The 23679-nt window shown below is 37.8% G+C and carries 22 protein-coding genes, 1 pseudogene and 2 riboswitches; of the genes and pseudogenes, 1 reads left to right on the forward strand and 22 read right to left on the reverse strand.

Translation table 11 applies throughout. The features are described 5' to 3' along the window. Nucleotides 1-52 precede the first annotated feature (52 nt). The 3 genes from QFZ28_RS18690 to QFZ28_RS18700 are packed head-to-tail and all read right to left on the reverse strand — an operon-like array spanning nt 53 to nt 3910. Nucleotides 53-547: a flavodoxin domain-containing protein gene (locus tag QFZ28_RS18690; RefSeq protein WP_307196044.1), complete on the reverse strand. Its 495-nt coding sequence runs from the start codon at nt 545-547 to the stop codon at nt 53-55. Continuing rightward, on the reverse strand, nt 528-1574 hold the full coding sequence (locus QFZ28_RS18695; protein WP_307196045.1) for a ribonucleotide-diphosphate reductase subunit beta: 1047 nt from the start codon (nt 1572-1574) through the stop codon (nt 528-530). Before QFZ28_RS18695 ends, QFZ28_RS18690 begins: the two co-directional genes overlap by 20 nt. A 26-nt stretch (nt 1575-1600) precedes the next feature. Continuing rightward, nucleotides 1601-3910: a ribonucleoside-diphosphate reductase subunit alpha gene (locus QFZ28_RS18700; protein WP_307196046.1), complete on the reverse strand. Its 2310-nt coding sequence runs from the start codon at nt 3908-3910 to the stop codon at nt 1601-1603. A gap of 135 nt (nt 3911-4045) precedes the next feature. Further along, nucleotides 4046-4223: riboswitch (cobalamin riboswitch) on the reverse strand. Nucleotides 4224-4368: 145 nt separating this feature from the next. Continuing rightward, nucleotides 4369-4550, forward strand: a riboswitch (cobalamin riboswitch). Between the two features lie 175 nt (nt 4551-4725). Here QFZ28_RS18700 and metE point away from each other — a divergent pair. Beyond that, on the forward strand, nt 4726-7020 hold the full coding sequence (gene metE / locus QFZ28_RS18705) for a 5-methyltetrahydropteroyltriglutamate--homocysteine S-methyltransferase (protein WP_307196047.1): 2295 nt from the start codon (nt 4726-4728) through the stop codon (nt 7018-7020). 55 nt (nt 7021-7075) lie between these two features. On the opposite strand, the gene ssuE is transcribed toward metE, so the two are convergent. The 19 genes and pseudogenes from ssuE to QFZ28_RS18800 form a co-directional block, all read right to left on the reverse strand. Continuing rightward, complete coding sequence (gene ssuE, locus QFZ28_RS18710; protein WP_307196048.1) at nt 7076-7630, reverse strand: NADPH-dependent FMN reductase; 555 nt, start codon at nt 7628-7630, stop codon at nt 7076-7078. Nucleotides 7631-7679: 49 nt separating this feature from the next. Beyond that, nucleotides 7680-7904 carry a Fur-regulated basic protein FbpA gene (locus QFZ28_RS18715; protein WP_307196049.1) on the reverse strand — a complete coding sequence of 75 codons (225 nt, stop codon included), beginning with the start codon at nt 7902-7904 and terminating at the stop codon, nt 7680-7682. Nucleotides 7905-8009: 105 nt separating this feature from the next. Continuing rightward, the gene (locus QFZ28_RS18720) at nt 8010-8519 is read right to left on the reverse strand and encodes a GNAT family N-acetyltransferase (RefSeq protein WP_307196050.1); all 510 of its coding nucleotides are present in this window, start codon (nt 8517-8519) and stop codon (nt 8010-8012) included. A gap of 33 nt (nt 8520-8552) precedes the next feature. Then, a complete protein-coding gene (locus QFZ28_RS18725; protein ID WP_307196051.1) occupies nt 8553-9323 on the reverse strand; it encodes an amino acid ABC transporter ATP-binding protein in 771 nt (256 codons plus the stop codon). Next, nucleotides 9320-10030: an amino acid ABC transporter permease gene (locus QFZ28_RS18730; RefSeq protein WP_307196052.1), complete on the reverse strand. Its 711-nt coding sequence runs from the start codon at nt 10028-10030 to the stop codon at nt 9320-9322. The genes QFZ28_RS18725 and QFZ28_RS18730 overlap by 4 nt, the downstream gene beginning before the upstream one ends. 17 nt (nt 10031-10047) lie before the next feature. Beyond that, nucleotides 10048-10759: pseudogene (locus QFZ28_RS18735) on the reverse strand (amino acid ABC transporter permease). A 34-nt stretch (nt 10760-10793) separates the two neighbouring features. Continuing rightward, nucleotides 10794-11615, reverse strand: coding sequence for a transporter substrate-binding domain-containing protein (locus tag QFZ28_RS18740; protein ID WP_307196053.1), 822 nt, complete (start codon nt 11613-11615; stop codon nt 10794-10796). Nucleotide 11616: 1 nt separating this feature from the next. Beyond that, nucleotides 11617-11889, reverse strand: coding sequence for a glutaredoxin family protein (locus tag QFZ28_RS18745; protein ID WP_307196054.1), 273 nt, complete (start codon nt 11887-11889; stop codon nt 11617-11619). Nucleotides 11890-12032: 143 nt separating this feature from the next. After that, complete coding sequence (locus tag QFZ28_RS18750) at nt 12033-13367, reverse strand: LLM class flavin-dependent oxidoreductase (RefSeq protein ID WP_307196055.1); 1335 nt, start codon at nt 13365-13367, stop codon at nt 12033-12035. 197 nt (nt 13368-13564) lie between these two features. Further along, a complete protein-coding gene (locus QFZ28_RS18755; RefSeq protein WP_307196056.1) occupies nt 13565-13861 on the reverse strand; it encodes a DUF2325 domain-containing protein in 297 nt (98 codons plus the stop codon). 159 nt (nt 13862-14020) lie between these two features. After that, on the reverse strand, nt 14021-15076 hold the full coding sequence (locus QFZ28_RS18760; RefSeq protein WP_307196057.1) for an LLM class flavin-dependent oxidoreductase: 1056 nt from the start codon (nt 15074-15076) through the stop codon (nt 14021-14023). Nucleotides 15077-15122: 46 nt separating this feature from the next. After that, complete coding sequence (locus QFZ28_RS18765; RefSeq protein WP_307196058.1) at nt 15123-17150, reverse strand: ABC transporter ATP-binding protein; 2028 nt, start codon at nt 17148-17150, stop codon at nt 15123-15125. Between the two features lie 14 nt (nt 17151-17164). Then, nucleotides 17165-18055 (reverse strand): ABC transporter permease, encoded by an 891-nt coding sequence (locus tag QFZ28_RS18770; protein ID WP_307196059.1) that lies wholly within the window; start codon nt 18053-18055, stop codon nt 17165-17167. Nucleotides 18056-18086: 31 nt separating this feature from the next. Beyond that, complete coding sequence (locus QFZ28_RS18775) at nt 18087-19019, reverse strand: ABC transporter permease (RefSeq protein ID WP_307196060.1); 933 nt, start codon at nt 19017-19019, stop codon at nt 18087-18089. 22 nt (nt 19020-19041) lie between these two features. Next, nucleotides 19042-20649 (reverse strand): ABC transporter substrate-binding protein, encoded by a 1608-nt coding sequence (locus tag QFZ28_RS18780; RefSeq protein ID WP_307197067.1) that lies wholly within the window; start codon nt 20647-20649, stop codon nt 19042-19044. Between the two features lie 165 nt (nt 20650-20814). Further along, on the reverse strand, nt 20815-21870 hold the full coding sequence (locus QFZ28_RS18785; protein ID WP_307196061.1) for an LLM class flavin-dependent oxidoreductase: 1056 nt from the start codon (nt 21868-21870) through the stop codon (nt 20815-20817). Between the two features lie 159 nt (nt 21871-22029). Then, complete coding sequence (locus tag QFZ28_RS18790) at nt 22030-22401, reverse strand: hypothetical protein (protein ID WP_307196062.1); 372 nt, start codon at nt 22399-22401, stop codon at nt 22030-22032. Between the two features lie 189 nt (nt 22402-22590). Continuing rightward, entirely contained in the window at nt 22591-23490 is a 900-nt protein-coding gene (locus QFZ28_RS18795; RefSeq protein WP_307196063.1) for a LysR family transcriptional regulator, read from the reverse strand. 22 nt (nt 23491-23512) lie between these two features. Beyond that, nucleotides 23513-23668 carry a hypothetical protein gene (locus QFZ28_RS18800; protein WP_307196064.1) on the reverse strand — a complete coding sequence of 52 codons (156 nt, stop codon included), beginning with the start codon at nt 23666-23668 and terminating at the stop codon, nt 23513-23515. Nucleotides 23669-23679: the final 11 nt, after the last annotated feature.

A 23679-nucleotide genomic window follows, 5' to 3' on the forward strand; every position in this document is an offset into this window, starting at 1 on the left:
TGCACTTTGCGATTATGGCGGTTAAATGAACTTAGTTTTTGCTTTGCCGATTTTACTGGCGGATAGCCGAATTTACTTGCGGATAGCTACACGTACTTGCACGCAATAGCAGCGCGTCAACAAACTTTCTGCAGCGCTGTAAATCATGTTTTTGTGGCCGAAGTTCAACTTTCAAGGTCGCAGCTAAGTTTGTGTGAACGTACAACATATCTCGAAACTGATCAACCGCTCCACAAAACCTGGGATAACAGCTATCGCCTGTTCCAAATACCGCTGTTGTCATGTCTTTTCTACTAATCGATTCAAGCGCATGATATAGATTCCTCATTTCCCTTGGGATATCACCATTTCCCCACGTGTACGTTCCGATAGCTATTGCGTCATAATGAAATAAGTCAGATACAGAAAACTCTTCTATAGTGTAAAAAGATAACTCGACTGACTTCGTTAATAAGATTTGATAAAGATCCTCGGCCAATTCTTTCGTGTTTCCTGATACCGATGCGTAAACAATCGCAACTGATAATTTAGAGTTCGTCAAATCCATTTGATTGTGAGACCTTTGAATAGGTTCTGGACTTTTGTTCAAAGAAATCCGACTTTGTTTCATTCAACATTTCATCTCCAAAAATTTGAATCCACGGCATCGGATTGCTTCTTTCTTCATAAAGATTTTTCAAGCCAAGCTGTCTCAATCGTTTATTTGCTAAATATTCTACATAGCCATCAAATTCTTCTAAATCGATTCCTTTGATTTCGGCTAAGATATAGTGAGCCCACTCTTTTTCCAGCGCAACCGCTTCGTTAATGGCTTGATAGATATAGTTAATATTTTCGTCTGTATGAAGCTCCGGATTTTCAGTTAAAAGGATTCGAATAAATTGTGCAATAAAGTAGGCATGCTGCATTTCATCCCGTTGAATATAACTAATCATCGTACTTGTTTTCAGCATTTTTTGCTGACGTGCTAAATGATAGAAAAAGGCAAACCCGGCGTAAAAATAAATCCCCTCCAGGTTAATAGAGTTTACACATAACTTAAACAACGTTTGCGGCGTTGGATTTTGTCTAAATTCCTCGTAGGCATCTAAAATAAGTTGATTTCGTTTTCGGACAATGTGATCACTTTTCGCTTGATTAAATCGTTCATTTTGTTCACCGATAGGAATAAGTGAGCTTAGTATATAAGAATACGATTCATTGTGAACGGCTTCTTGTTGTGAAATAACAGCAAAGATCGCTTTAAAACTGGAGTCTGTCACATAATCCATTGCTTGGCTCATGGTTGGGGTCTGCAAGCTATCTAGTGAAGCAAGCTGTGTATTAATACGTAGAAACACATCTTTTTCTTGATTACTAAGAGAATCCCATTGTTTTATATCATCCTGCATATTAATTTCCTGCGGTTTCCAAAAATTTGATAATAGAGTTTGATATAAGTCGTACATCTTTGGGTAGGCAATATCATTCCAGTTAAGAATACCTGATGACTTTCCATTTATGATTCCAGTGGATTTGTTTGGAAAATCAGGATTTAGTAATTGTATTTTGGTTAACGGTGTATGAATCATCATTTTCAATCCCCCTCATTTCTTGTCTACTAACTTTGACATGCCTCACACTCTTCTATCTCCGATTGAGATGTACTTCTTATGTAATAAGTCGTCTTTAAGCCCTGCCTCCATGCTTCCTTATGAAGATTTAATAGCTCTACCGCTTTAATATCATGACGAACATAGAGGTTGAAGCTAATCGATTGATCGATATGGCGCTGTCTGGCCGCGTTTTGCCTAATACTCCATGTCTGATCCAATACATGACGAGTTCGTCGATAAAAATTGTAACTGTTATGGTTTAAATCAGGAGCCGTTACTTTAAATTTGAAATTTTTCTTCTCCTCCGCGTATTCCACTGCATACAAAGGGTCAATCCCATCTGTTGAACCGCCGATCTTTGCCGTAGAGGAGTTTGGAGCAATCGCCATCATCCAGCCATTTCGGACCCCATTCCTCGAAATCTCCCCCATTAATTGGTTCCATCGGTCAGATTTATACCCTTTGCGTTCAAAATACTTGCCTGATTGCCACTCCGAACCTTCAAATTTTGAATAGCTGCCTTTTTCCTTAGCCAATGCCATCGACGAAAGAATCGTAAGGTAAGCAATATCCTCATATAAACGATCTGCATATTCAACTGCTTCGTCAGACTCCCAAAAAATGCCTTCTAACGCCAGGAGGTGATGCCAGCCAAAGGTACCTAAGCCTACAGGACGATAGTGCTTATTCGTCACTTCGGCTTGCCCAACTGAAATGGTATTGAGATCAATGACATTGTCTAGCATTCTCATCTGAATAGGAATTAATCTTTCTAGTACATTCCCTTTTACAGCTTTCGGCAGATTAATAGATGATAGATTGCAGACAACAAAGTCCCCAGGTTTACGAACAATCACAATATTTCCTTCTTCATCCTTATATTCTTTAACAATCGTTGTGGCAGACATATTTTGTGTAATCTCTGTACACAAATTACTGCAAAAAATCGAAGCACGTCCATATCCTCTTGCATGTTTGTTTGGATTTTGACGATTGACTTCATCCCGATAAAACATATAAGGCGTACCAGTTTCTAATTGAGAAATCATAATTCTGGCCATAACATCCATTGCCCGATAGGTTTTTCGAGGAAGAAAAGGATGTTTTACTGCTTCTTCATACTTTTCCGTAAAAAACTTTACATCACACTCGTCATAAAAATCTTCTAAGCCTAGGGGATTCCCGTCTTGGTCCTTCCACCCCATTATTTGTTTTACTTGATGAGGACAAAAGGTATGCCATTCTCCAACACTTCGACCATTTTCATCTACCTCTTCTAATTTCTTCATAAATAAGTCAGGTATGGATACACCTGTAAAAATATCATGTGCCTTTCGTCTTTCGTCACCATTATTTGTCTTTAAGTCTAAAAAGCCATTCATAATATCCTTATGAAATACATCTACATATACGGCAATCGCTCCCTGCCTTTGGCCCAATTGGTCGACACTCACAGCAGTATCGTTAATAAGCCGAATCCATGGAACCACCCCAGAGGAATTACCTTTAAATTTCTTGATATCTGAACCTAAGGCACGTACCTTGCCTAGATAAACACCTAGCCCGCCGCCGTCTTTACTTAATCTAGCAATATCCCAATTGTTCAAATAAATTCCATCTAAAGAATCGTCTACTGTATCAATAAAACAGGAAGAGAGCTGTCCAAAGCTTTTTCCGGCGTTTGATAGAGTTGGTGTAGCAACGGTCATAAATAAGTTACTAAGTGCCCAGTATGCTTCTTTTACAAGGTTTACCCTGTTTCCTTTATGTTCTTTTCTCATTAATGTCATGGCGATGATCATAAACCGTTCTTGAGGTAACTCATAGAGATTTCCTTGGTAATCCTTTGCTAAGTAACGATCTGCTAGTAAAAACAACCCTATATAATTAAACAAATGGTCCCGTTCAGACGTTATTTCTGCGCCTAATAATTCAATCTCTTCTTTTGAATAATCTTGTAATAGATCCTCAGAATAGATTCCTATTTTAGTTAATTCAGCAATCAGAGTGTAAAAATTCCCGTATTTTTTTTCCGGCTTGTATCCCCTGCTGCTTGACGCATTTTGATAAAGTTCCTGTAAATAAAGATTTGCTGCTAGAAAGGTCCAGTTTGGATCACTCATTGAAATTTGATTTAATGCATAAAAAAGTGATTGTTCATATATTGAAGGGTCTTCAAGATTGGCGATTTTTTCCATTAATTCATTTGTGTTCAGATTATATTTTTCAGAAGCACTTTTCACTGCCGCCAAAACCGAATCATTTACTGAATAAACACTGTTTACTGCCATAGCAATTTCCTCATTTCTTTTCATAATGACTTCGTGAGAGAAACGACAAAAAACCCATCTATGAAGATGGGTTTGATAACGTGGAATAATCTATCATACAGGCTCAATCCCTGTAATAGTAGGATACCCTCGTTATATCTTCCCAGCTCCCGAAGAAGATAATACGTAATAGAAATGGCAGGTCTCCTGACTTGTGCTTCTTCCTACTCAAATCCCTTCCCGTCCGTAGACAGTGGATATGATTATTTCGTCAGCACTTACAGTTGCGGGTACAGTTCTGGATTCTCACCAGATTCCCTATTAAGTCTATACAGACACCATTTTTATTGGTTATTATCTATATTTAGTGTTTTGATTATTAATAAATACTAAATATTGTATAGATTCAACTATAATATACTATTTTCACTTTGACAATAATTAAATAATTCTCAGAAAATTATATACCAATGGTTTTTAATATGGTATATTAATTGGCAATTACATATCGTGTAAGAATTGGTGCCAAGCTGAGGCTTGGCTTAAAAGGGAAGAACGGTGCAAGTCCGTCGCTGTCCCGCAACTGTAATTCGGAGTGAATCACGCTATACCACTGTCTTTTGACGGGAAGGTGTGAGGAGCATTGATGATAAGCCAGGAGACCTGCCAATTTGTAGTACACACCAGATACCTACGTGGAAATAGGTGGTGACATTCATTTGTACGACAAACGAGTTATGAGTAGTATTGTTTAGTAAGATATTTAAACATACCTTTAACTTGATTGTATAGCCATTTCCGGTTCCGGGAGATGGCTTTTTTGTATTTGGAAATATGTAAATGAAAAGGAGGAATCGTAAATGAATTTAGCTAGTACAACCATTGGTTACCCATACATTGGTGGTAATCGTGAGTGGAAACGTTGTGTGGAATCATTTTGGAAGGGTGAGTTATCAGAGGAGCAGTTTATCTTTGAGATGAAGACCATTCGCTTGAATCATTTGAAGCACCAGCAATCTTTAGGATTAGACATCATAACGGTTGGAGATTTTACATTTTATGACCGTATGCTGGACCTTTCGGCAATGTTCGGTTTAATTCCAGCCCGTTATAAGTGGACTGGCGAACAAGTAAACCTCACGACTTATTACGCAATGGCGCGTGGAGCAAACGATGTGGTCGCTTCTGAGATGACGAAATGGTTTAATACAAACTATCACTACATTGTACCTGAGTATGAAGGCCAGCCACTAGAATTAACTCAAAACTATATTTTAGATTATTTTTTAGAAGCAAAGTTCGAACTAGGTTTAATGACCAAGCCGACGCTTATAGGCCCTTATACCTTTGTTCAATTGTCTAAAGGCTATGATTCCAAATCCAAAGCATCTTTTATTTTAAGACTCTTGCCTCTTTATGCTCAAGTACTCCAACAATTAGTAGATGCAGGAGCAAAGTGGATTCAGGTGGAAGAACCTGCATTAGTCCTTTCACTAGCACCTGAAGATATCAAACTAGTTCAACAAATTTATAAACAATTAGCAGAAGAGGTTCCTAAAGCGAAACTGATGTTACAAACCTATTTTGAAGGATTAACAGCATATGAAGATCTTGTTCAATTACCAGTTGCTGGGGTTGGTCTCGATTTTATTCATGGTGCAGATGACAATATGGCTTCACTCCGTAAATACGGTTTCCCACAAGAAAAAGTATTAGGGATTGGAATCATAAATGGGCGCGATATTTGGCGGGCAAATTTGGCTGAAAAAGCATTACTCACAAAAGCTATTTTATCCTTAAGCGGTGTAAATGAAGCCTGGGTTCAATCTTCTTGCAGTTTACAGCATGTGCCTGTCACCACTAAATCTGAAAAAACGTTAGATACGACGTTACTAAATGCATTGTCCTTTGCAGATGAGAAAATCGTCGAGGTAACGCATATAACATCCTTCCTTTCAGACGAGAACTGGTCAGGAAGTAAAAGTGTGTCACAAAGTATACTGGCAATTCAAGCCTTAGAGCAGCATGAGGCGAGGAATAATCCACGTGTGAAGGAGCTTTTATTACGAGTCAGACAAGAGCATTTTACACGGTCAATGCCCTTTAAAGAGCGTCAATCTTTACAACAAGCAGCGCTGCAATTACCGGATTTTCCAACCACAACGATTGGAAGTTTCCCTCAATCTGATCAAGTAAAACGAACTCGTACAGCATGGCGTAAAAAAGAATTAAGCGACACTAAATATGCTGCGTTTTTGAAAAGTGAGGCCGCACGCTGGATTCAAATTCAGGAAGAAATTGGCCTTGATGTCTTCGTACATGGTGAATTTGAACGAACAGATATGGTAGAGTACTTTGGTGAAAAGCTGAAAGGATTTGCTTTTACAGAAAAAGCCTGGGTCGTATCGTATGGGTCACGTTGTGTGAAACCACCGATTATTTATGGCGACGTCGAGTGGACATCCCCAATGACTGTGAAGGAAGTAGCAGAAGCACAGCAATTAACGTCTAAGTATGTTAAAGGGATGTTAACAGGACCTGTGACAATATTAAACTGGTCATTTGTTCGTGATGATCTTACTCGTGAACACGTAGCCAACCAAATTGCCTTAGCGCTGAAGGAAGAAATTCAAGCATTAGAAAATGCTGGCATTGCCATTATACAGGTAGATGAACCTGCTTTACGTGAAGGCTTGCCATTAAGGAAAGAGGACTGGAAGGAATATTTGTCATGGGCAGTAAATGCATTTAAGCTCGCGACTTCTAATGTCAGAAATGAAACACAAATTCATACACATATGTGCTATTGTGAGTTTAATAACTTTATAGAGCCGATTCGTGCCCTTGATGCAGATGTCATTTCAATCGAAACATCTAGAAGTCATGGGGAACTAATTCAATCACTAAAACAAAATCCATATGAACTTGGTATCGGTTTAGGTGTTTATGATATACACAGCCCCCGTGTGCCAAGTGTAGAAGAAATCGACACTATATTAAACGAAAGCTTAGAGATTATTTCAAAAGAACAGTTTTGGGTGAATCCAGATTGTGGTTTAAAAACACGTCATGAAGATGAAACAATCGCATCGTTAAAAAATATGGTCACAGCTGCACGAAAACTCCGTCAACAGCAAGAACAAACTGTTTCCTAAGCGTAAAGATAAACTTTTAAGGCGCCATTTTCGGCGCCTTAATTGATCGCGTCCTTTACAGAATCGAACGAGATACACTTTTCCCTAGTAACAATGTTTCTATAGTATTAAAAGAAGAAACCAACCGAGTTCTCGCTTCTGAATCTAATTCATAACGATTATTGCCTAATTTTTTTATTTGATTATCTAAAATAAATACTCCTTTTAAAATATGGGTTGCACCTAGAGCTGTAAGGACAGGTTTAAGAGCATAATCAAGCATTAATAAGTGACCAAAAGTTCCACCAATAGCAATCGGTAAAATGATTTTTCCTTCGAGACCATTTTGCGGAAGAAGATCCAAGTAAGTTTTTAAAACTCCTGAAAAGGATGCTTTGTAAACCGGAGTCAGAATCACCACCAGATTTGAGTGCTCAACTTTCTTATTTTGCTTAATTATTTCTTCACTATCAAACTTCGCTTGAATTAAATCTTCTGATGGAAGATTGCGGACATTAATGATTTCAGGTGTTATTCCAACCCCATTTAAATGATTTATTACACCATGTAAAACCCCATTTAATCTCGTATGTTCTGAAGGACTGCCAGAAATAATAGTCACTTTACTCATTATTGTATACTTCCTTTCCCGTTGGATTTTTATTATCAAAATCATTACTTCATTGATTTAACTTTTTGGTTGAATTAGGTCCAGTTAATTTGATAGAACCAATATCACTGTGGGGATGACTAAGGGATTTAAATTTTCTATATTCATTTTCCAGGTCTGTTAGTGATAGCTCAAAGAGGTGTTTGTCTTCTTTCTTATAAACATTATAAGCAATCAGTTTTTTTATTAATTTTTTGCGCTTATTTTCAACAGCATTCCGAAGAATTTCTCCCATCCGAATCACTCCTATTTATAGTTTTAATAAATACAACGTTTTCGTATGGATAATAATCATTCGACACCTTAACTATATTGTCAGCTTAATAATTTCCTTGAACTTTCATAAGTCTAACCGAAAACATTTTACTAGAATTTCCTGATTTTTAAATTCCTTACTTTTATCTCGCTTAAAGCCGAACCATTCGTAAAGTCGAATAGCATGATACATTCGATCACTGGAATGTAAATACAAGCTGTTCGCTCCTATTTCCTTTGCGTAGGCCATACTTGCTTTTAATAGTGCTTGTGCTACACCACGCCCTCTTGCCTCAGGATGAACACCTAACAATCGAATAATGGGAGAAAAAATTTCGAGTTCTGGCCTTGCATATGCCTTTTCGGAGGATTGAAAAAGCTGCAAGCTGCCAAGGATATCCTGATTGCTTTTTGCCACTAATATCTTATTGACATCAGGATTATCAACAGACGCTTGAATATTTTCTAAATACATTTTCCAAATTTCAGGATCTTTATAGGAATGTTCATACTGTTGATAACTCTTTACTAATAAATTCCTTACCTGTTCCTTTTCATCTTCTCTTATCTCATCGATGATGATTTGGTTTGTCACCAAAGCATTCACCTTGCTCCCTATGATTGATTGTTAATTCACCTGTTCTTTTAGCGTTGTAAAAAATGATTCACCAGAAATTCGTTGTAAAAAACGACGGGTACGTTCCTCCTTTGCTGCATGAAAAATTTCCAATGGTGTCCCTTCCTCTACGATTACTCCTTCATCCATGAACAACACCCGATTCGATACTTCTCTTGCAAAACTCATTTCATGTGTGACAACCACCATCGTTATACCTTCTTGTGCAATCGATTTAATAACAGAAAGAACATCTCCAACTAACTCAGGATCAAGAGCGGATGTAGGTTCATCGAAAAGAATCACCTCTGGATTTAACGCTAAGGCTCTAGCAATCCCAACTCTTTGTTGCTGCCCGCCTGAAAGCTGAGAAGGATAGTGATGCAGTTTATCACTTAAACCCACTTTCTCCAGCACTCTTTCACTTTGTTGTCTTGCGTCTTTTTTCTTTACCTTCTTCGCCACAATTAACCCTTCCATCACATTTTCCACAACTGTTTTATGTGCAAATAAATTATAATGCTGGAAAACCATGGCCGATTGTTTTCTAATCGCGAGCATTTCTTTTTTTGTGGCTTTTTCTGAATCAACGATTATATTTCCTATTTGAACTATTCCTGCATTTGGTTTTTCTAAGAAATTGAGGCATCTTAACAACGTCGTTTTGCCCGATCCACTTGGACCAAGGATGGTAACGACCTCCCCTTTTTCAATTTTCAAGTTAATTCCTTTTAACACTGGCAACTGATTAAATGATTTTTTGATACCTTGTAAATAAATCATGACACGCCTCCTCGATTATAAGCAGTCACCTTTTTTTCAAGTAAAAAAGATATCCCTTCTACTAGAATCGTAATACCCCAATAGATAATACCAGCAGCAATAAAGGCTTCTAGAAATTTCAAGTTAACCGAAGCCACAATATTTGCAGCCCCCGTTATTTCTTTCTGAGATACTAGAAAAGCAATGGATGAAGTGTGTAAAAAGCCAACAAAAATATTCGTGAAATTCGGGATAGACTGAGCTAAAGCCTGTGGTAAAATAATTCGAATCATCGATTGAAACTTTGTCATTCCAACAGAATACGCAGCCTCCATTTGCCCATTTGAAACGCTGATAATACCAGATCGAATAATCTCAGATAAATACGAACCTGCAGCCAATGTTAAGGCTATTAATACAAACAACATAATCGGGATTTTATTTGTTTGAATACCTAAATCAAACTTGAGTGAAATTTGATCGAGTAATAATGGGAAGCCAAAATAAATGACCATTATATGCATGATAATGGGTGTTCCTCTGAAAAAGGACACATAGCCATTTGCGACCCGAAAGATATATTTCACTTTATATATTCGAATGAGAGCAACACCAATGCCGATTAAAAATCCAGCCAGCAATGGAACTAAGGTTAGGATAAGTGTAATAGGAAGCGCCTTAATAATTTCTTTAAATGCTGTCCAAATAAATGGAATATCTATTATCATGTATTCAATCCTCCTTCCTAAGCGATGGCCGTTGCATCAGCCTTCTGATAACGATTGAAATATTTTTCTAGTTTGCTAAATATTTTTTCAAACATTACGACGATAATATAGTAAATAATAGAAAGAGAGAGATAAACTTCAAGTGCATGTGCGGTTGCAGCAATCAGGGTATCTCCTCTACCCATCATGTCCATCACTCCGATGGTAAACGCAAGAGATGTATCCTTTAATGACCCGATCACTGAATTTGCCATATTCGGAAATGCAATCCTTACAGCCTGCGGGAGAACGATTCGAAAAAAGTTCTGGCTGCTTGTCATCCCAACGGAATAGGCTGCTTCAGTTTGACCATAGTCCACTGCTCGAATTGCCGCTCGAAAAATCTCAGCAAATCCCGCTCCATTACTAATGGCGTAAGTAATAATGACAAAATAAATGGCGTCCATCCTCGTAATATCAATCTTAAAGAACAACATGAGCACCGCTGGCAGGACCATAGAAAACCAGGAATAATTGTATTAATATCGGCGTTCCCCGAATAAATGAGACATATATAATAACTAGTTGATTCAAAAGTGGTATTTTAAACAGCCTCGGTATCGCTGCTGCAATACCGAGGACGAGACCTAAAATAATAGATGCGGCTAATATTTGCAAAGTTACTCCTAGGTAATGAATAAGTGGCGGAATAAACTCAAAGATTAATAAAATATCAAATGCTTTCCCCATGTTGGTTCAAACCTCCAAACGCTTCTCCAACGTATTAAAAATTAACTGTATAGTCAGCTCCTAACCATTTTTTACTTAGCTCACTTACTACTCCTTCTTCTTTCAATTCAACCAGTGCTTCGTCGATTCTTTTTTGTAAAGGTGTTTCATCTTTTCTAAGAAGGAAATATACCTTCGAATTAAGCAGTGGCTCACCTACTACTTTTTGCTGTGCATCTACGGCATCATTACTGAAGTCCACAGAAAATGGTGTCGTAATGGTTGCGTCTGCTCGACCAGTTTTTATTTGATTAATTGTAGAATCAGGTCCATTCCCTGCATAAACGATTTCAATTCCTGCATTATTTTCTTTGTTGTATTTTTCCAGGAAAACAGCTGAATTACTGGTGGCACTAACAATTGCCTTTTTCCCTTTTAAATCTTTTATAGATTGAATGTCATTGTTATCTTTATGAACCGTTACATGAAGCGGAAAGATATTATATGGTTCTTCATTAAACAGAAATTTCTCTTGCCGTTCCTCATTTACTTCCATTTGATGTGCCACAAAATCGATCTTATTTGTTTCTAAACTTAATAAAAGATTAGAAAATTCCATCGTTTTAAATTCAAATTCGTACTCAGGCAGCTTTTCATCAATTTTCCGAACTAATTCAACATCATATCCAGTTAACTTCCCATCCTCATCAATGAAGCAAACATTTGGGAACTGCGTCCCTGTACCGACTATTATTTTTTGGACTTTCTTGTCTCCATTTGAAGTATTCGAGCTGCTATTTGAAGTTTCTTGAGTACCGCATGCACTAATCAGCAGCGCTGTCAGGATCGTAATAATCACTATTATTTTTTTCTTCATTCTAATAACCACCTTCGTTTACTTTGTCTAATACTTTTTCGAGATGTTCAATTCCTACTTTCGTTACCGCCTCATATACCTCCCCTTGACCAATTTCAACGACAGGTACATGTCGGACACCGTACTTTACTTCCAAAATATCTCGGCGCTCGTCGTGATGGGTAACATCAATCGTTTCGTATTTAACCCCTTTATTTTTCAAAAATTGTTTAACCTCACGACAATAGTGACAACCTTCTTTAGCCCAAACCACAACCGATAATTCTTTTCCCATCTCTTTTAAATCCTCCCTATTTTTAATTATTGTTTTTTTATCTAAAAAGGCTCTCCATTCAAGATTAATAGAATCTTAAATAGAGAGCCTCTAGTTGACTAGTCGGCAAATATACTTATCGCTTTTACTAATTTTTTGTTTAGTCAATGTGTTGTCACCTTTTTTGCATAGCGGTTTTCTGGAAAAGGAATTCCTAGGTTACCGCGTAATGTTTCAGCTTCGTATTCTGTTCTAAATAGTCCTCGTTTTTGAAGAATCGGCACGACATAATCTACAAAATCGTTCAATCCATTTGGAACCGCAGAACCAATAATAAATCCATCTGCGCCATTAACTTCAAACCATTCCTGAATGAGATCAGCTACTTTTTCAGGAGTCCCAATAAACGTCGGCTTTGGTGTTGTCTCTTGTAATGCAACTTGCCGAAGTGTTAAATTTTTTGCCTTTGCTTGTTGTTTAATTCTATCAGTATGACTTTGGAAGCTATTTTTACCTAAATCTCCTAGTTCAGGGAACGGTTCATCTAGAGGATATTGTGAGAAATCATGATGCTCGAAATATCGACCTAGATAATCTAGAGCTTTATCAATTGATACTAGATTTGCGATTTCTTGATATTTTCTTTCAGCTTCTTCCTCCGTTTCACCAATAATTGGTGCGATCCCTGGAAGGATTGCGAGTTCATCTGGATTACGTCCCAAAGCTTTTGCTCTGTTTTTGACATCCTGATAAAACTCTCGTGCGGCTGATAATGTTGGATGACCTGTAAAAATAGCATCCGCTTCTCTTGCAGCAAGGTCTTTTCCTGCCTCTGAGGAACCAGCTTGGAATATTAATGGTCTTCCTTGTTTAGATCTGCCAATGTTAAGTGGTCCCTGTACAGAGAAAAATTCTCCTTTGTGATTTAATTGGTGTAATTTATCTGAATCAAAAAATACCCCGGTTTCTTTATTTCGAACAAATGCATCATCTTCCCAGGAATCCCAAAGACCTTTAGCCACTTGCAAGTATTCTGCAGCAATTCTGTACCTTTTCGCATGATCAGGATGTTCCTCGATTGTTTTGTTAAAGTTTAATGCCGTCTTCTCTAAGGGAGAAGTAACAACATTCCAGCCAGCCCGGCCATGACTGATATGGTCTAGCGATGCAAATTGTCTTGCAACATTAAAGGGTTCACTATATGAAGTAGACAGTGTTCCCACAAGGCCTATTTTTGAAGTAACTGCTGCAAGGGCAGACAAAATCGTTAGTGGTTCGAAACGATTTAAAAAGTGCGGAATCGATTTCTCGTTAATATGCAAGCCGTCGGCAATAAAAACTAAGTCGAATTTTCCTTCTTCGGCCTTTTGTGCCTGATTGGTATAGAAGTCTAAACTCACACTTGCATCCGCTTGAATATCAGGATGTCTCCAGCCAGCAATATTTCCTCCAACCCCATGAATAATAGCGCCAAATTTTAATTTTTTTTGAATAGACATTTAATATCCTCCTTTTTTAATTCCAAGTTATTAGATAGGAATACTTATAATCGTTCTTGTGATTTATCCTATCACGTAAAGAATTAAGATTCCATACTTTACCTGATAGAAAAATATATTGTATTGATTCATAAAATCTATCAAAAAAAATAAGCGATAATTTGGACCACAATACGATCCATCCCTACAATACCAAGCTACCTATTAACATTTATTTGACTTCTTTTTATTTCCTCACGTATAAAACACCAAGACCGCTTCGAAAAGCAAATCGGAATCCCAGATTCTTGTGCCTTTCGTTTTATGGCTCCTGTGAGATTATGGTTGATAAAGTCTGTTAACACTAAGATTAAATCTACTTTTCTTGGTATATCAGTGCGTACCATCTTTTTTTTCCGTCCGTTTAAATGGATTACTTCTCCGAAGCCCTCTCCTTCTAAATTTTTAAGAATATTACCGATACGATCTCCTCCAATAATTAACAGCGACTTCATGGCCAACCCTCCTTTTAAATACGTTAGCAAAATCCAACTAAACCTACTACTGAACTAGGAATTAATATGATAAAAAAGTACTTCATAAATGATAATGAAGACAGTTTGTTAATTATTTGATTTGTGACTTGGTACTCCTCTTTATTAATGGACTTCCTCCTATACCGATGTTGGTTGTTCATTTTCCCAAACAGTACTAGGAATTTCTCGTCGAAGTACTGGAATGACTTCCTCAGCGAATCTTTCAAGCTGCTCATGTTGTTCTTCTTTACTTAATCCTTCAACACTGATACTTTGTACCTGGTGTCCAAATGCTTGATGATATTTTAGGATCTTCTCTATCACTTGATCCGCACTTCCTACTAAAGCAGACCCATTATGAATGTGATCTTCAAGATCCTTGAATGGAGATTGATTGAACTTTGAGGCTTCGGTGCCCATAAAAATATCATAATATGGACGATAACGTTTAATGGCTTCTTCTGTTGTTTTTGCCAAATATAATCCTCTTGCACCTGCACCAACAACCGCTTTCTTAGGATCATGGCCATGATATTCGAGTCGCTCACGATAATGATCAATTAATTCTTTATACTTAGCCATCGGATGAAACGTATTAGATGAGAATATCGGTTCACCGTTTTTCGCAGCGAGCTCAGTGGATAATGGACTGGACGCACTGCCATGCCAAATTGGAATCTGTTTTTGATATGGTCTTGGTTGGGTCGTTACATTCGTTAATAATGGTCGATACTTCCCCTCCCAAAAGACATTTTCTTCCTTCCACAATCGTTTTAAAAGTCCATAACGCTCAGCTAAAGACTCCCACTGCTCCTCCTCGCTAATACCAAATAATGGGTAATGGCGTGGATCATTTCCTTTACCAATCATCAACTCTAATCTTCCACCGGAAAGATGATCGAGCGTAGCATAATCCTCTGCTACACGCACTGGATCAAGAACACTTAAGACCGAAACAGTTGGCAGCAATCGAATTTTTGAAGTTTTGGCAGCTATGGCTGTTAACATCACTGCCGGTGAAGAAGACAAAAACGGTGCACCATGCCTCTCACCCACTCCATATCCATCAAAACCAAGAGATTCAGCATAAACAGCCTGGTCGATTACATGTTGTATTCTTTGCTGTGCTGTTAATACCTTACCTGTTACAGCATTTGGATGGTTCCCCATTAAATCAAACAAAACAAATTTCATTGTAAACACCTCCGATTACTTAATCATTACGAGCAATTTATTTAATTTAAGCAGGATCATGACATGCAACCCAGTGACCACTATGAATCTCCCTAAAGATTGGCTGTTCCTCCCGGCAACGTGCAGTAGCTGCTGGGCAACGGGTATGAAATCTGCACCCAGTTGGCGGATTAGCCGGAGATGGAATTTCCCCTTGAATGGTAATCCGTTCTCTAGAGAGAGTTGGATTGGCAATTGGGATCGATTCAATTAACCCTTTTGTATAATGATGGGCAGGATGTAGGAATAATTCTTCACTTGATGCCATTTCAACCAATTGACCTAAGTACATGACACCAATACGATCAGATATATGCCTTACAATATTCAAGCCATGGCCAATAAATAAATAGGTCAATTCCCACTTTCTCTGTAAATTCTGCAATAAATTCACGATTTGTGCCTGAACAGAAACATCTAATGCAGAAACAGCTTCATCCGCTAAAACAAACTGAGGATTGAGGGCTATAGCTCTGGCTATTGCTATACGCTGACGTTGTCCTCCTGAAAATTCATGTGGATACCGGTCATAGTCACTTTTACTTAAACCAACCAGCTCTAATAGCTCCTGAACCCTATCCTGTTTTTCTTTATTACTAGAGTTTTCATGAACTTGAAGGGGTTCACCGATTATGTCTCCAACCCTCCAGCGTGGATTAACTGAACCATATGGGTCTTGATAAATCAGCTGCATATCTTTCCGTTTTTCCCGTAATGCTTTTGAACTCAGTTTTGACAGGTCTTGCCCCTGAAAAATTACTTTTCCGCTGGTTAGTTTTTCTAACTGCAATAGAACTCTGCCTAATGTTGACTTTCCACTGCCTGATTCTCCGACTAGACCAAATGTCTCGCCTTTTTTAATCGAAAAAGACACATTGTCCACTGCTCTTATATATGATTGATTACGAGAAAATACATTCTTACCAATTGGATAGTATTTACTTAACCCTTGAATCTCGAGCAAGGATTCAGAGGAATGTTTAGACTGACTTGGAAGAAAATCTTTTTGAATTGGCACTTTTACTTTTGTTTCTACTACACTTTGTTCTCTTATGTGTTTATCTACTATTTCCTCTGCATGCCAGCATGCGGTCTGGCGGTTATTCACCTCTACTAATGGAGGTGCCTCGATAAAACAACGTTCCGCTGCATAAGGACAGCGCGGATGAAACTCACATCCATTAGGTAAATCGCTTAAAGCTGGAATAGATCCTTTAATCGAATAGAGCTCTTTACTCCTATCACTATCCAAAGTTGTTATTGATTGCAATAACCCATATGTATAGGGGTGATGAGGCATTTCAAACAAATCATTGACATTTGCATGCTCTACAATTCTTCCAGCATACATTACTATAATTCGGTCAGCCATTTCTGCTGCAACACCCATATCATGAGTAATTAACAGAATGGACATCCCCATTTCTTCTTTCAATTCCTGAAGCAAATGTAATATTTGCGCTTGAATGGTAACATCTAGAGCTGTTGTCGGCTCATCCGCAATAACGAGGTCTGGACCACAAGCAAGTGCCATCGCAATCATAGCCCGTTGCAGCATACCTCCTGACAACTCATTTGGATATTGGTTAAAGCGTATCTCAGCAGCCGATATACCCACACGTTTTAATAAATAAAGAGCTCTCTCTTTGGCTTCTGATTTACTAGATTGCTTATGTTCAAGAATCGTTTCAATGATTTGGCTTCCAATTGTAAATACAGGATCGAAAGCCGCCATTGGTTCTTGAAAAATCATGGCCATTTTTTTCCCACGAATAGATCTAAGTTTTTTATTCGTAAGATGTGTTAGGTCTATTCCATCCAGGACTATACTTCCATCCGATATTTTTCCATTTTCATAATCTATGAGCCTCATAATTGCTTTGGAGGTAACTGTCTTACCACTTCCAGATTCTCCAACTATACAAACAGTCTCACCGGCCTGAATATGCAACGTAACATCCTTGATTGCTGTTACTTCGCCAACTTTTTTGGTGAAATCAACTTTTAATTGCTGAATATCAAGTAGTTTCTCCATTTTTTCTCCCCCTTTTATCTCGTACTGCTTGTTTTAGGATCAAAGGAATCACGGAGTTTATCTCCAATAATATTGATAGCTAGAACAAAAAGAGTAATGGATAAACCTGGAAATGTTGAAATCCACCAGCCTACTGTTAAATAACCTCGTCCCTGTGAGAGCAGTGCGCCCCAGTCAGGAATTTCTTTAATAATCCCAAGACCTAAGAAGCTCAACCCTGAACCAATTAAAATAGAGGTTCCAAGTCCTATCGTCCCCATTACTAAAAGTGGGGAAAAAGAATTCGGAAGGATATGCCAGATGAAGATCTTCCAGCTCGGTGTACCAATAGATCGAGAGGCATCTATATACTGTCGTTTCTTAATACTTATCATTTGTCCTCTCATCACACGTGCAAATGCAGGTATCGATGAGGCTGCAACAGCTAAGACGATATTTAATAAACTTGGACCTAGTGCCGCAGCAATGGCTAATGCCAGAAGAATACCTGGGATTGTCATCAAAATTTCAATTATCCTCATAAAGATAACGTCAACAATACCTCCCATATAACCAGCGAATCCGCCTATAATCCCGCCAATGATACTGCCAATAAGAACGGATGCAACACAAATAATGAGAGAATCCCGACTTCCATAAATAACCAGACTAAACACATCTCTCCCAAAGTAATCCGTTCCAAACAAATGTGCTGCACTTGGTTTACTTAAAATCAGTTCTGTATTCATATAGGTTGGAGAATACGGCGCGATCAACTTGGGAAATAAAGCACATCCGATGAAAAATAAAACAATAATAACAGCAACGTATAAAAATAATTTTGATGCAGAAAATGGTTGCTTCTGTTTTGTTAAAGTCCATTTTGGAACCCGTAGCACTTTTTCAGTATTAACCATTTCTTTCATATGAACTTTCTCCCCCCTTATTGATTACTAACTAGTGCGATCTGCGTACCCGTGGATCAATAATTGCATAGGATAAGTCAACTAAGAAATTGACAATTACATAGACAATGGCACTGAAAAAAACGACCCCTTGAATTACAGGTAAGTCTTTAGCCATAATGGCATCGGCAACAATTCTGCCAATACCCTGCCTTGAAAACACAGTTTCAATCACAACCGTACCAGCCATGAGTTCACCAATATTTAAACCAATAATGGTAATAGCAGGAATAAGTGCGTTGCGAAGAGCATGTCGGTACATAACAACCCTTTCTGAGAGTCCTTTCGCACGAAGAGTGATAATAAATTGCTCATTAATCACTTCGAGCATGCTATTTCGCACCATTCGTATGATTAAACCTGCACCTACAAATCCAAGAGATAGTGATGGCAACACTAGTGTTTCCCAGCCATCGGAGCCCATAGCTGGAAACCAGTTTAAATAAATAGAAAAAATAAGAATCAGTAAAATCCCTGACCAAAATGTTGGCATTGAAATACCAAATAAACCAATTAATCTAGCAATAAAATCTATCCACTTATTCCTGTAGATTGCTGATAACACTCCAAAAGTTATCCCAATTACCACAGATAATACTGCGCTTACAACCGTTAAAGCAAGCGTTGCCGGAAAGTGTTCTAAAATCTTTGGCAGAACTGGTTCGCTGTTAACTAAAGATTGACCAAAATCACCATGAAGTACATTTGTAAAATATTCTGTGAATTGGACATAAAGCGGTTGATTGAGTCCCAATTCCTTGCGTAGACTTTCTACCATATCAGGCGTGGCAGTGGCAGGATCCAGCATGGAAAGCACTGGATCCCCCGGAAGCAAATAGATTATGAAAAAAACAAGGATGAGTGAGCCTAAAATCGATACCAATGCAGACGAGATTTTTAAAAGGATCTTGTTGGCAAATGCCACATTTATCAGCTCCATTTCTACATTATTTAATCGTTACATCATTGAACAATGGGTAGCCTAATGGATCAAACTTTATCCCGTCTACGGTTTTAGTTGCTGCTACTGTATAAGGGAATACATAAATTGGAATAATCCACGCTTCATCAATGATTTTTTGCTGCACTTTTTTGTAGATTTCTGCACGTTTTGCAGGATCCGATTCTACTGTCCCTTCCTCTAACAATTCATCTAATTCTGGATTAGAGCCGCCCCCTAGCCTTTTTATCGTTGCTTCCTCTTGTGGTGTAGTTGTATGATAAAAGGCTCGTAATGCATTGGGATCAGAATTCACTTGGCTATTTCCGTATAAATCATAATCAGCATTTTGTTGAACAACTGATGCGATATCCTTTGTAATATTTATTTCCACTTTAATACCGATCTTTTTTAATTGTTGCTGAATAATAACTGCTATATCATTTCTCTTCTCACGGTTAGGAGTTCCATCCACATAATTTAATGTTAGTGGCTTTCCATCTTTTACACGGATCCCATCCTTACCTTTTACATAGCCAAGTTCGTCAAGGAGTTCATTGGCCGTATCTAAATCTACCGAGTTTCTATCTTCAAGGGATTTATCATAACCTAAAATACCAGGTGTAAGCGGCGACCATGCTCGAGAATAGGTGTTTAAGTAAAGTGTTTTTACAATCGCATCCACATCAACAGAAAGCTGTACAGCTTTACGGGCTCTTACATCATTCCATGGTTCTTTTCTTTGATTAAAAAACAGTGTATACGGTAATCCAATTGTGTTTACTTGTAACAATTGATTCTTCGGGTCATTTTTTAAAGAAACAATATTTTGCGGCGGCACAGTTTCTGCGGCAAGGACCTGCCCGCTTTGTACACTGCCAATACGCGTTGCTTCTTCTGGAATGATTTTAAATGTAATCTTATCAAGGTATGGTACTTCTTTGTTTTCTACAATGGATGGCCCCCATTGATATTCATTATTTTTTTCAACGACAATATCTGCATTTTCTGTCCAGCTGACAAATTTATATGGTCCAGTCCCTACAGGATTTCTACCGAACTGATCCCCAAATTTTTCTGCAGCTTTAGGTGAGACAATCCCAAGCATCGCCTGGCTTAAATTACTTAAAAATGCAGAAGATGGTGTTGAGAGATTAATTTTAATTGTATACTCATCCAGTACTTCTGATGATTCATATGGTCTAAGAAGTGCTACTGAATTTCTAGCTTGTGTTTTTGGGTCAATAATTCGGTCAAAGCTATATTTCACAGCTTCCGCATTAAATGGGGTGCCATCGTGAAACGTTACGTCTTCACGCAGTTTAAACGTATAGCTTTTTCCATCCTCTGATACTGTCCACTCTGTAGCTAGCCATGGCTTGATTGAGTTATCAGACTCCTGTACTACTAAGCTATCAAAAATCGTCCTGAAAGCACGAACCGCAACGGCTAAACCGCTTCGATGCGGATCAAGTGAATCGGGAGATGTTGCGAGTGCATAGGTTAATTCCCCACCTTGCTTAGGTTGTGCTTCGACCTTTTCGTTCGTTTCTGCCGAACTATTATTTGTACTAGTATTATTTGCGCAGCCAGATAACAGAAGCAATAACCCCATTGAGATAGATATTACCTTAGTCCAATTTATTAGTTTCACATCAAACGCCCCTTCGCAATGTTTAAAATGGAAGTCTTACATCCTACTTCGCACTTTAAATTTTTCATATTATTTTTACCCGAATACTCGGATTTAAATTTTAGTACATCCTTAATTAAACAGTGCTCACTGGTTTAAAAAAATTTTACTTGCAATATATGGGTAATCTTCTCTAATCTCTATTCCCGTATTTTGATTCGTGTTACGAGGACTCAACAACTGAAATGATTTAATTCTTTCTTCTTCTTTTTCTACAGGTGTATGTAAAATAAATTCCTCCACCTGATACTTCCGATGAAGTTTTTCTAAATTTTCGTTTACATAGTTAGGGGTCCCAGCAACTATGTCTGCTTTTTGTTCTGTGATTTCAAATGGTTCGCCTGCCTGATTACCAAACACTTCTGCTTGCTCAATAGATTGTAATGTCACCGAGCGTCCGCTCTGAAGATGGACTTTAACTATATTTCTGTCTCCTGCCAGTTGTTCTGCTTCTGATTGAGTTGGAGCAGCAATAACAGCCAATGAGATGATGAATCTTCCATTTGGAAAACCTTCGTGATACACCTTTGCCGCCTGTTCCAATACCTTATCATCACTATTAATAAATTTTGCAAATACAAATGATATCCCTTGATCAGCCGCTAGCTGAGCGCTATTAACACTTGCACCAAGTAAAAAAATTTCAGGTTTTTTCTGAGGAATCGGTGTTGCTTGAATTCCAGTAAGAGGGTGTGCCCCACCAACGGAATTTTCAATTAATTCATGTAAAAAAGATAGCCGTTCAGAAAAGTCCTTTCCATCATTTACGGTGCCATACTGGAGCGCCTTTGTTGATAGTGGAAGACCACCTGGTGCTTTTCCAATACCAAGATCTACTCTTCCAGGAGCGAGAGTTGATAAGACATGAAAGTTTTCAGCCACCTTATAAGGACTATAATGCTGAAGCATTACCCCCCCTGAGCCTACTTGAATCTTATTCGTTCGAGCTAATATATACGAAATCAATACCTCAGGAGAGGAACCTGCCAATTGATCTGTATGGTGATGTTCGGATACCCAAAAACGTGAGTAGCCCCATTCTTCTGCTTTTTGAGCCAATTGAACGGTATTCTGTAACGCATTAAAAGCAGTGCCCCCTGGAAAAATGGGACTTTGATCTAAAATACTTAGCTTATAGCTCATGTTATTTCTCCTCCACGGTTTTATTCCGACATATTTGATATGAAAAGTATGTTTTGTGTTGATTCTCATCCTATCACCGAAAACAATAAAATGGCAATACTTTACTTGATAGGAAAATATTTAATACTAATCAAGAAAATCTATCAATTGATTTCTAATCTATTTGGATTTACTTGGTTTCTTTAGGGGAATTACATTGCTTTGCTCATAATCATTGATAAATTCAATTAGCCTTTTTGAGAGACCTCCATGACCAAATCGGATAAATTTAGGTTGTTCTTTTAACATCTTGTCTTTGACAAAATCCAAAAACGCTAAAATCTGAATTCTACGATAAAGAACATTGACAATTCCATATTCGTAAAACCATTGATCAATCGTATTATAAACACCTCTGTTAACCCGATACTGTCGATTGCACCAAGTAAAAAACTGTAAATCTGGTAAATTAAGATACTTACTTGTTTCAAAGGAGAGTTCCTTTTTTGTTTCTGCAAATAGTCTCACATCATTACTATATTGCGTTGTCATTCTTATCATCCTCTCTCTTTATATCCAATAATTCACACTTGAATAGTAGGAATTAAGGCTGTGCTTTTCCCTCTTACACCAAGAAATCATTGCTTGTTATTTTATTGTGTTTAATCCTAACACCGAGAAGATTGTAAATGCAATACGATAGCTGATAGAAAAATGTAATCTTTACATTTAAAAATTTTATCAAAAGACAGGATCCTTTTCCTTCTCAAATTCTTTAACTGACTGAAGAATATCATTCCAGAGATCGGGGTACACAAAACTATTATTTAAATGTGTCGCAAATATATGCTGATTTATTTGAAGAATATGAGAAACATCTACTTCGATCAGGCGCCCTCTTTCAAGCTCTTCTTTAATGCATAGGTATGGTAAAAATCCTATGCCATTTCCACTAAGAATAATAGATTTAGCTACTTCCAGATGGTCGACTAAAAATTCTATGCGAGGATTAACATTCGCCATTTCAAATAATTTATGGATCCGAGTCCAGTCAAAAGCGCCACATTCAAAAAATACCATGGGTTCATTGGCTAGCTGCTGAACAGATATATTCTCTTGATATTGAAAGGAATGTCCAGGATAAACAACCAGCCGGACAGAATTATTTAGAAGCTCATGCTTTTGTATTCCACGATGGGTAACATCCTTCATAAAGGCGATATCGACCTGCTTCTGAAGAAGTTTATCGAGCAATACATCGTTTGTCGCCGAATAAAATTTAAAACGTAATTGAGGATTTGCTTTCTTCAAGAAAGGAAGGGCAAAAGGAATAAAGTATTGTGAAGTAATAATGTTAGCCCCAATGATAATTTCTTCAGGATTATCTTCCCTCTTCAATCGTTTCTTCCCTTGATCATAGGTACGAATAATTTGCTCTGCATATGGGATAAAAGCTTTTCCCTCCTCGGATAAAGTCAAACTTCTCCCTTTACGCAAAAACAATTCGATGCCAAGATCACGTTCTAACGTTTTTATTCTCGCAGTAACGGTTGGCTGTGATAAATACAGAGCTTCAGCTGCTTTATGAATACCCTCCAGGTGGACTACATACATAAATGCTTCAAGATGATCAATATTCAATCCCCTCAACCCCTTTCCAGTTTTAATCAATAAAAAAGGCTCCCTTACGTGTAATACGTAAAGGAGCCTTTGGATGTCCAATCGGCAAATTAACATTATTGATGAATTTTCTAAATTTTACTCCAATTAATCCAATAAGTAAAGTAAGAAATGAACCATTTTTTAAATCAATTTCCAAAAAATCCGTTT

The sequence above is a fragment of the Neobacillus niacini genome, from assembly GCF_030817695.1.
In the GTDB taxonomy this organism is placed as follows: domain Bacteria; phylum Bacillota; class Bacilli; order Bacillales; family Cytobacillaceae; genus Neobacillus; species Neobacillus niacini_F.

Bases quoted from the DNA above. Each gene is read 5' to 3' on its own strand.
- metE (WP_307196047.1), top strand. From the start codon at position 4,726: ATGAATTTAGCTAGTACAACCATTGGTTACCCATACATTGGTGGTAAT.
- QFZ28_RS18750 (WP_307196055.1), bottom strand. From the start codon at position 13,367: ATGTCTATTCAAAAAAAATTAAAATTTGGCGCTATTATTCATGGGGTT.
- QFZ28_RS18765 (WP_307196058.1), bottom strand. From the start codon at position 17,150: ATGGAGAAACTACTTGATATTCAGCAATTAAAAGTTGATTTCACCAAA.
- ssuE (WP_307196048.1), bottom strand. From the start codon at position 7,630: ATGAGTAAAGTGACTATTATTTCTGGCAGTCCTTCAGAACATACGAGA.
- QFZ28_RS18790 (WP_307196062.1), bottom strand. From the start codon at position 22,401: ATGACAACGCAATATAGTAATGATGTGAGACTATTTGCAGAAACAAAA.
- QFZ28_RS18785 (WP_307196061.1), bottom strand. From the start codon at position 21,870: ATGAGCTATAAGCTAAGTATTTTAGATCAAAGTCCCATTTTTCCAGGG.
- QFZ28_RS18690 (WP_307196044.1), bottom strand. From the start codon at position 547: ATGGATTTGACGAACTCTAAATTATCAGTTGCGATTGTTTACGCATCG.
- QFZ28_RS18715 (WP_307196049.1), bottom strand. From the start codon at position 7,904: ATGGGAGAAATTCTTCGGAATGCTGTTGAAAATAAGCGCAAAAAATTA.
- QFZ28_RS18780 (WP_307197067.1), bottom strand. From the start codon at position 20,649: ATGGGGTTATTGCTTCTGTTATCTGGCTGCGCAAATAATACTAGTACA.
- QFZ28_RS18725 (WP_307196051.1), bottom strand. From the start codon at position 9,323: ATGATTTATTTACAAGGTATCAAAAAATCATTTAATCAGTTGCCAGTG.
- QFZ28_RS18700 (WP_307196046.1), bottom strand. From the start codon at position 3,910: ATGAAAAGAAATGAGGAAATTGCTATGGCAGTAAACAGTGTTTATTCA.
- QFZ28_RS18770 (WP_307196059.1), bottom strand. From the start codon at position 18,055: ATGAAAGAAATGGTTAATACTGAAAAAGTGCTACGGGTTCCAAAATGG.
- QFZ28_RS18730 (WP_307196052.1), bottom strand. From the start codon at position 10,030: ATGATAATAGATATTCCATTTATTTGGACAGCATTTAAAGAAATTATT.
- QFZ28_RS18755 (WP_307196056.1), bottom strand. From the start codon at position 13,861: ATGAAGTCGCTGTTAATTATTGGAGGAGATCGTATCGGTAATATTCTT.
- QFZ28_RS18760 (WP_307196057.1), bottom strand. From the start codon at position 15,076: ATGAAATTTGTTTTGTTTGATTTAATGGGGAACCATCCAAATGCTGTA.
- QFZ28_RS18740 (WP_307196053.1), bottom strand. From the start codon at position 11,615: ATGAAGAAAAAAATAATAGTGATTATTACGATCCTGACAGCGCTGCTG.
- QFZ28_RS18695 (WP_307196045.1), bottom strand. From the start codon at position 1,574: ATGATGATTCATACACCGTTAACCAAAATACAATTACTAAATCCTGAT.
- QFZ28_RS18745 (WP_307196054.1), bottom strand. From the start codon at position 11,889: ATGGGAAAAGAATTATCGGTTGTGGTTTGGGCTAAAGAAGGTTGTCAC.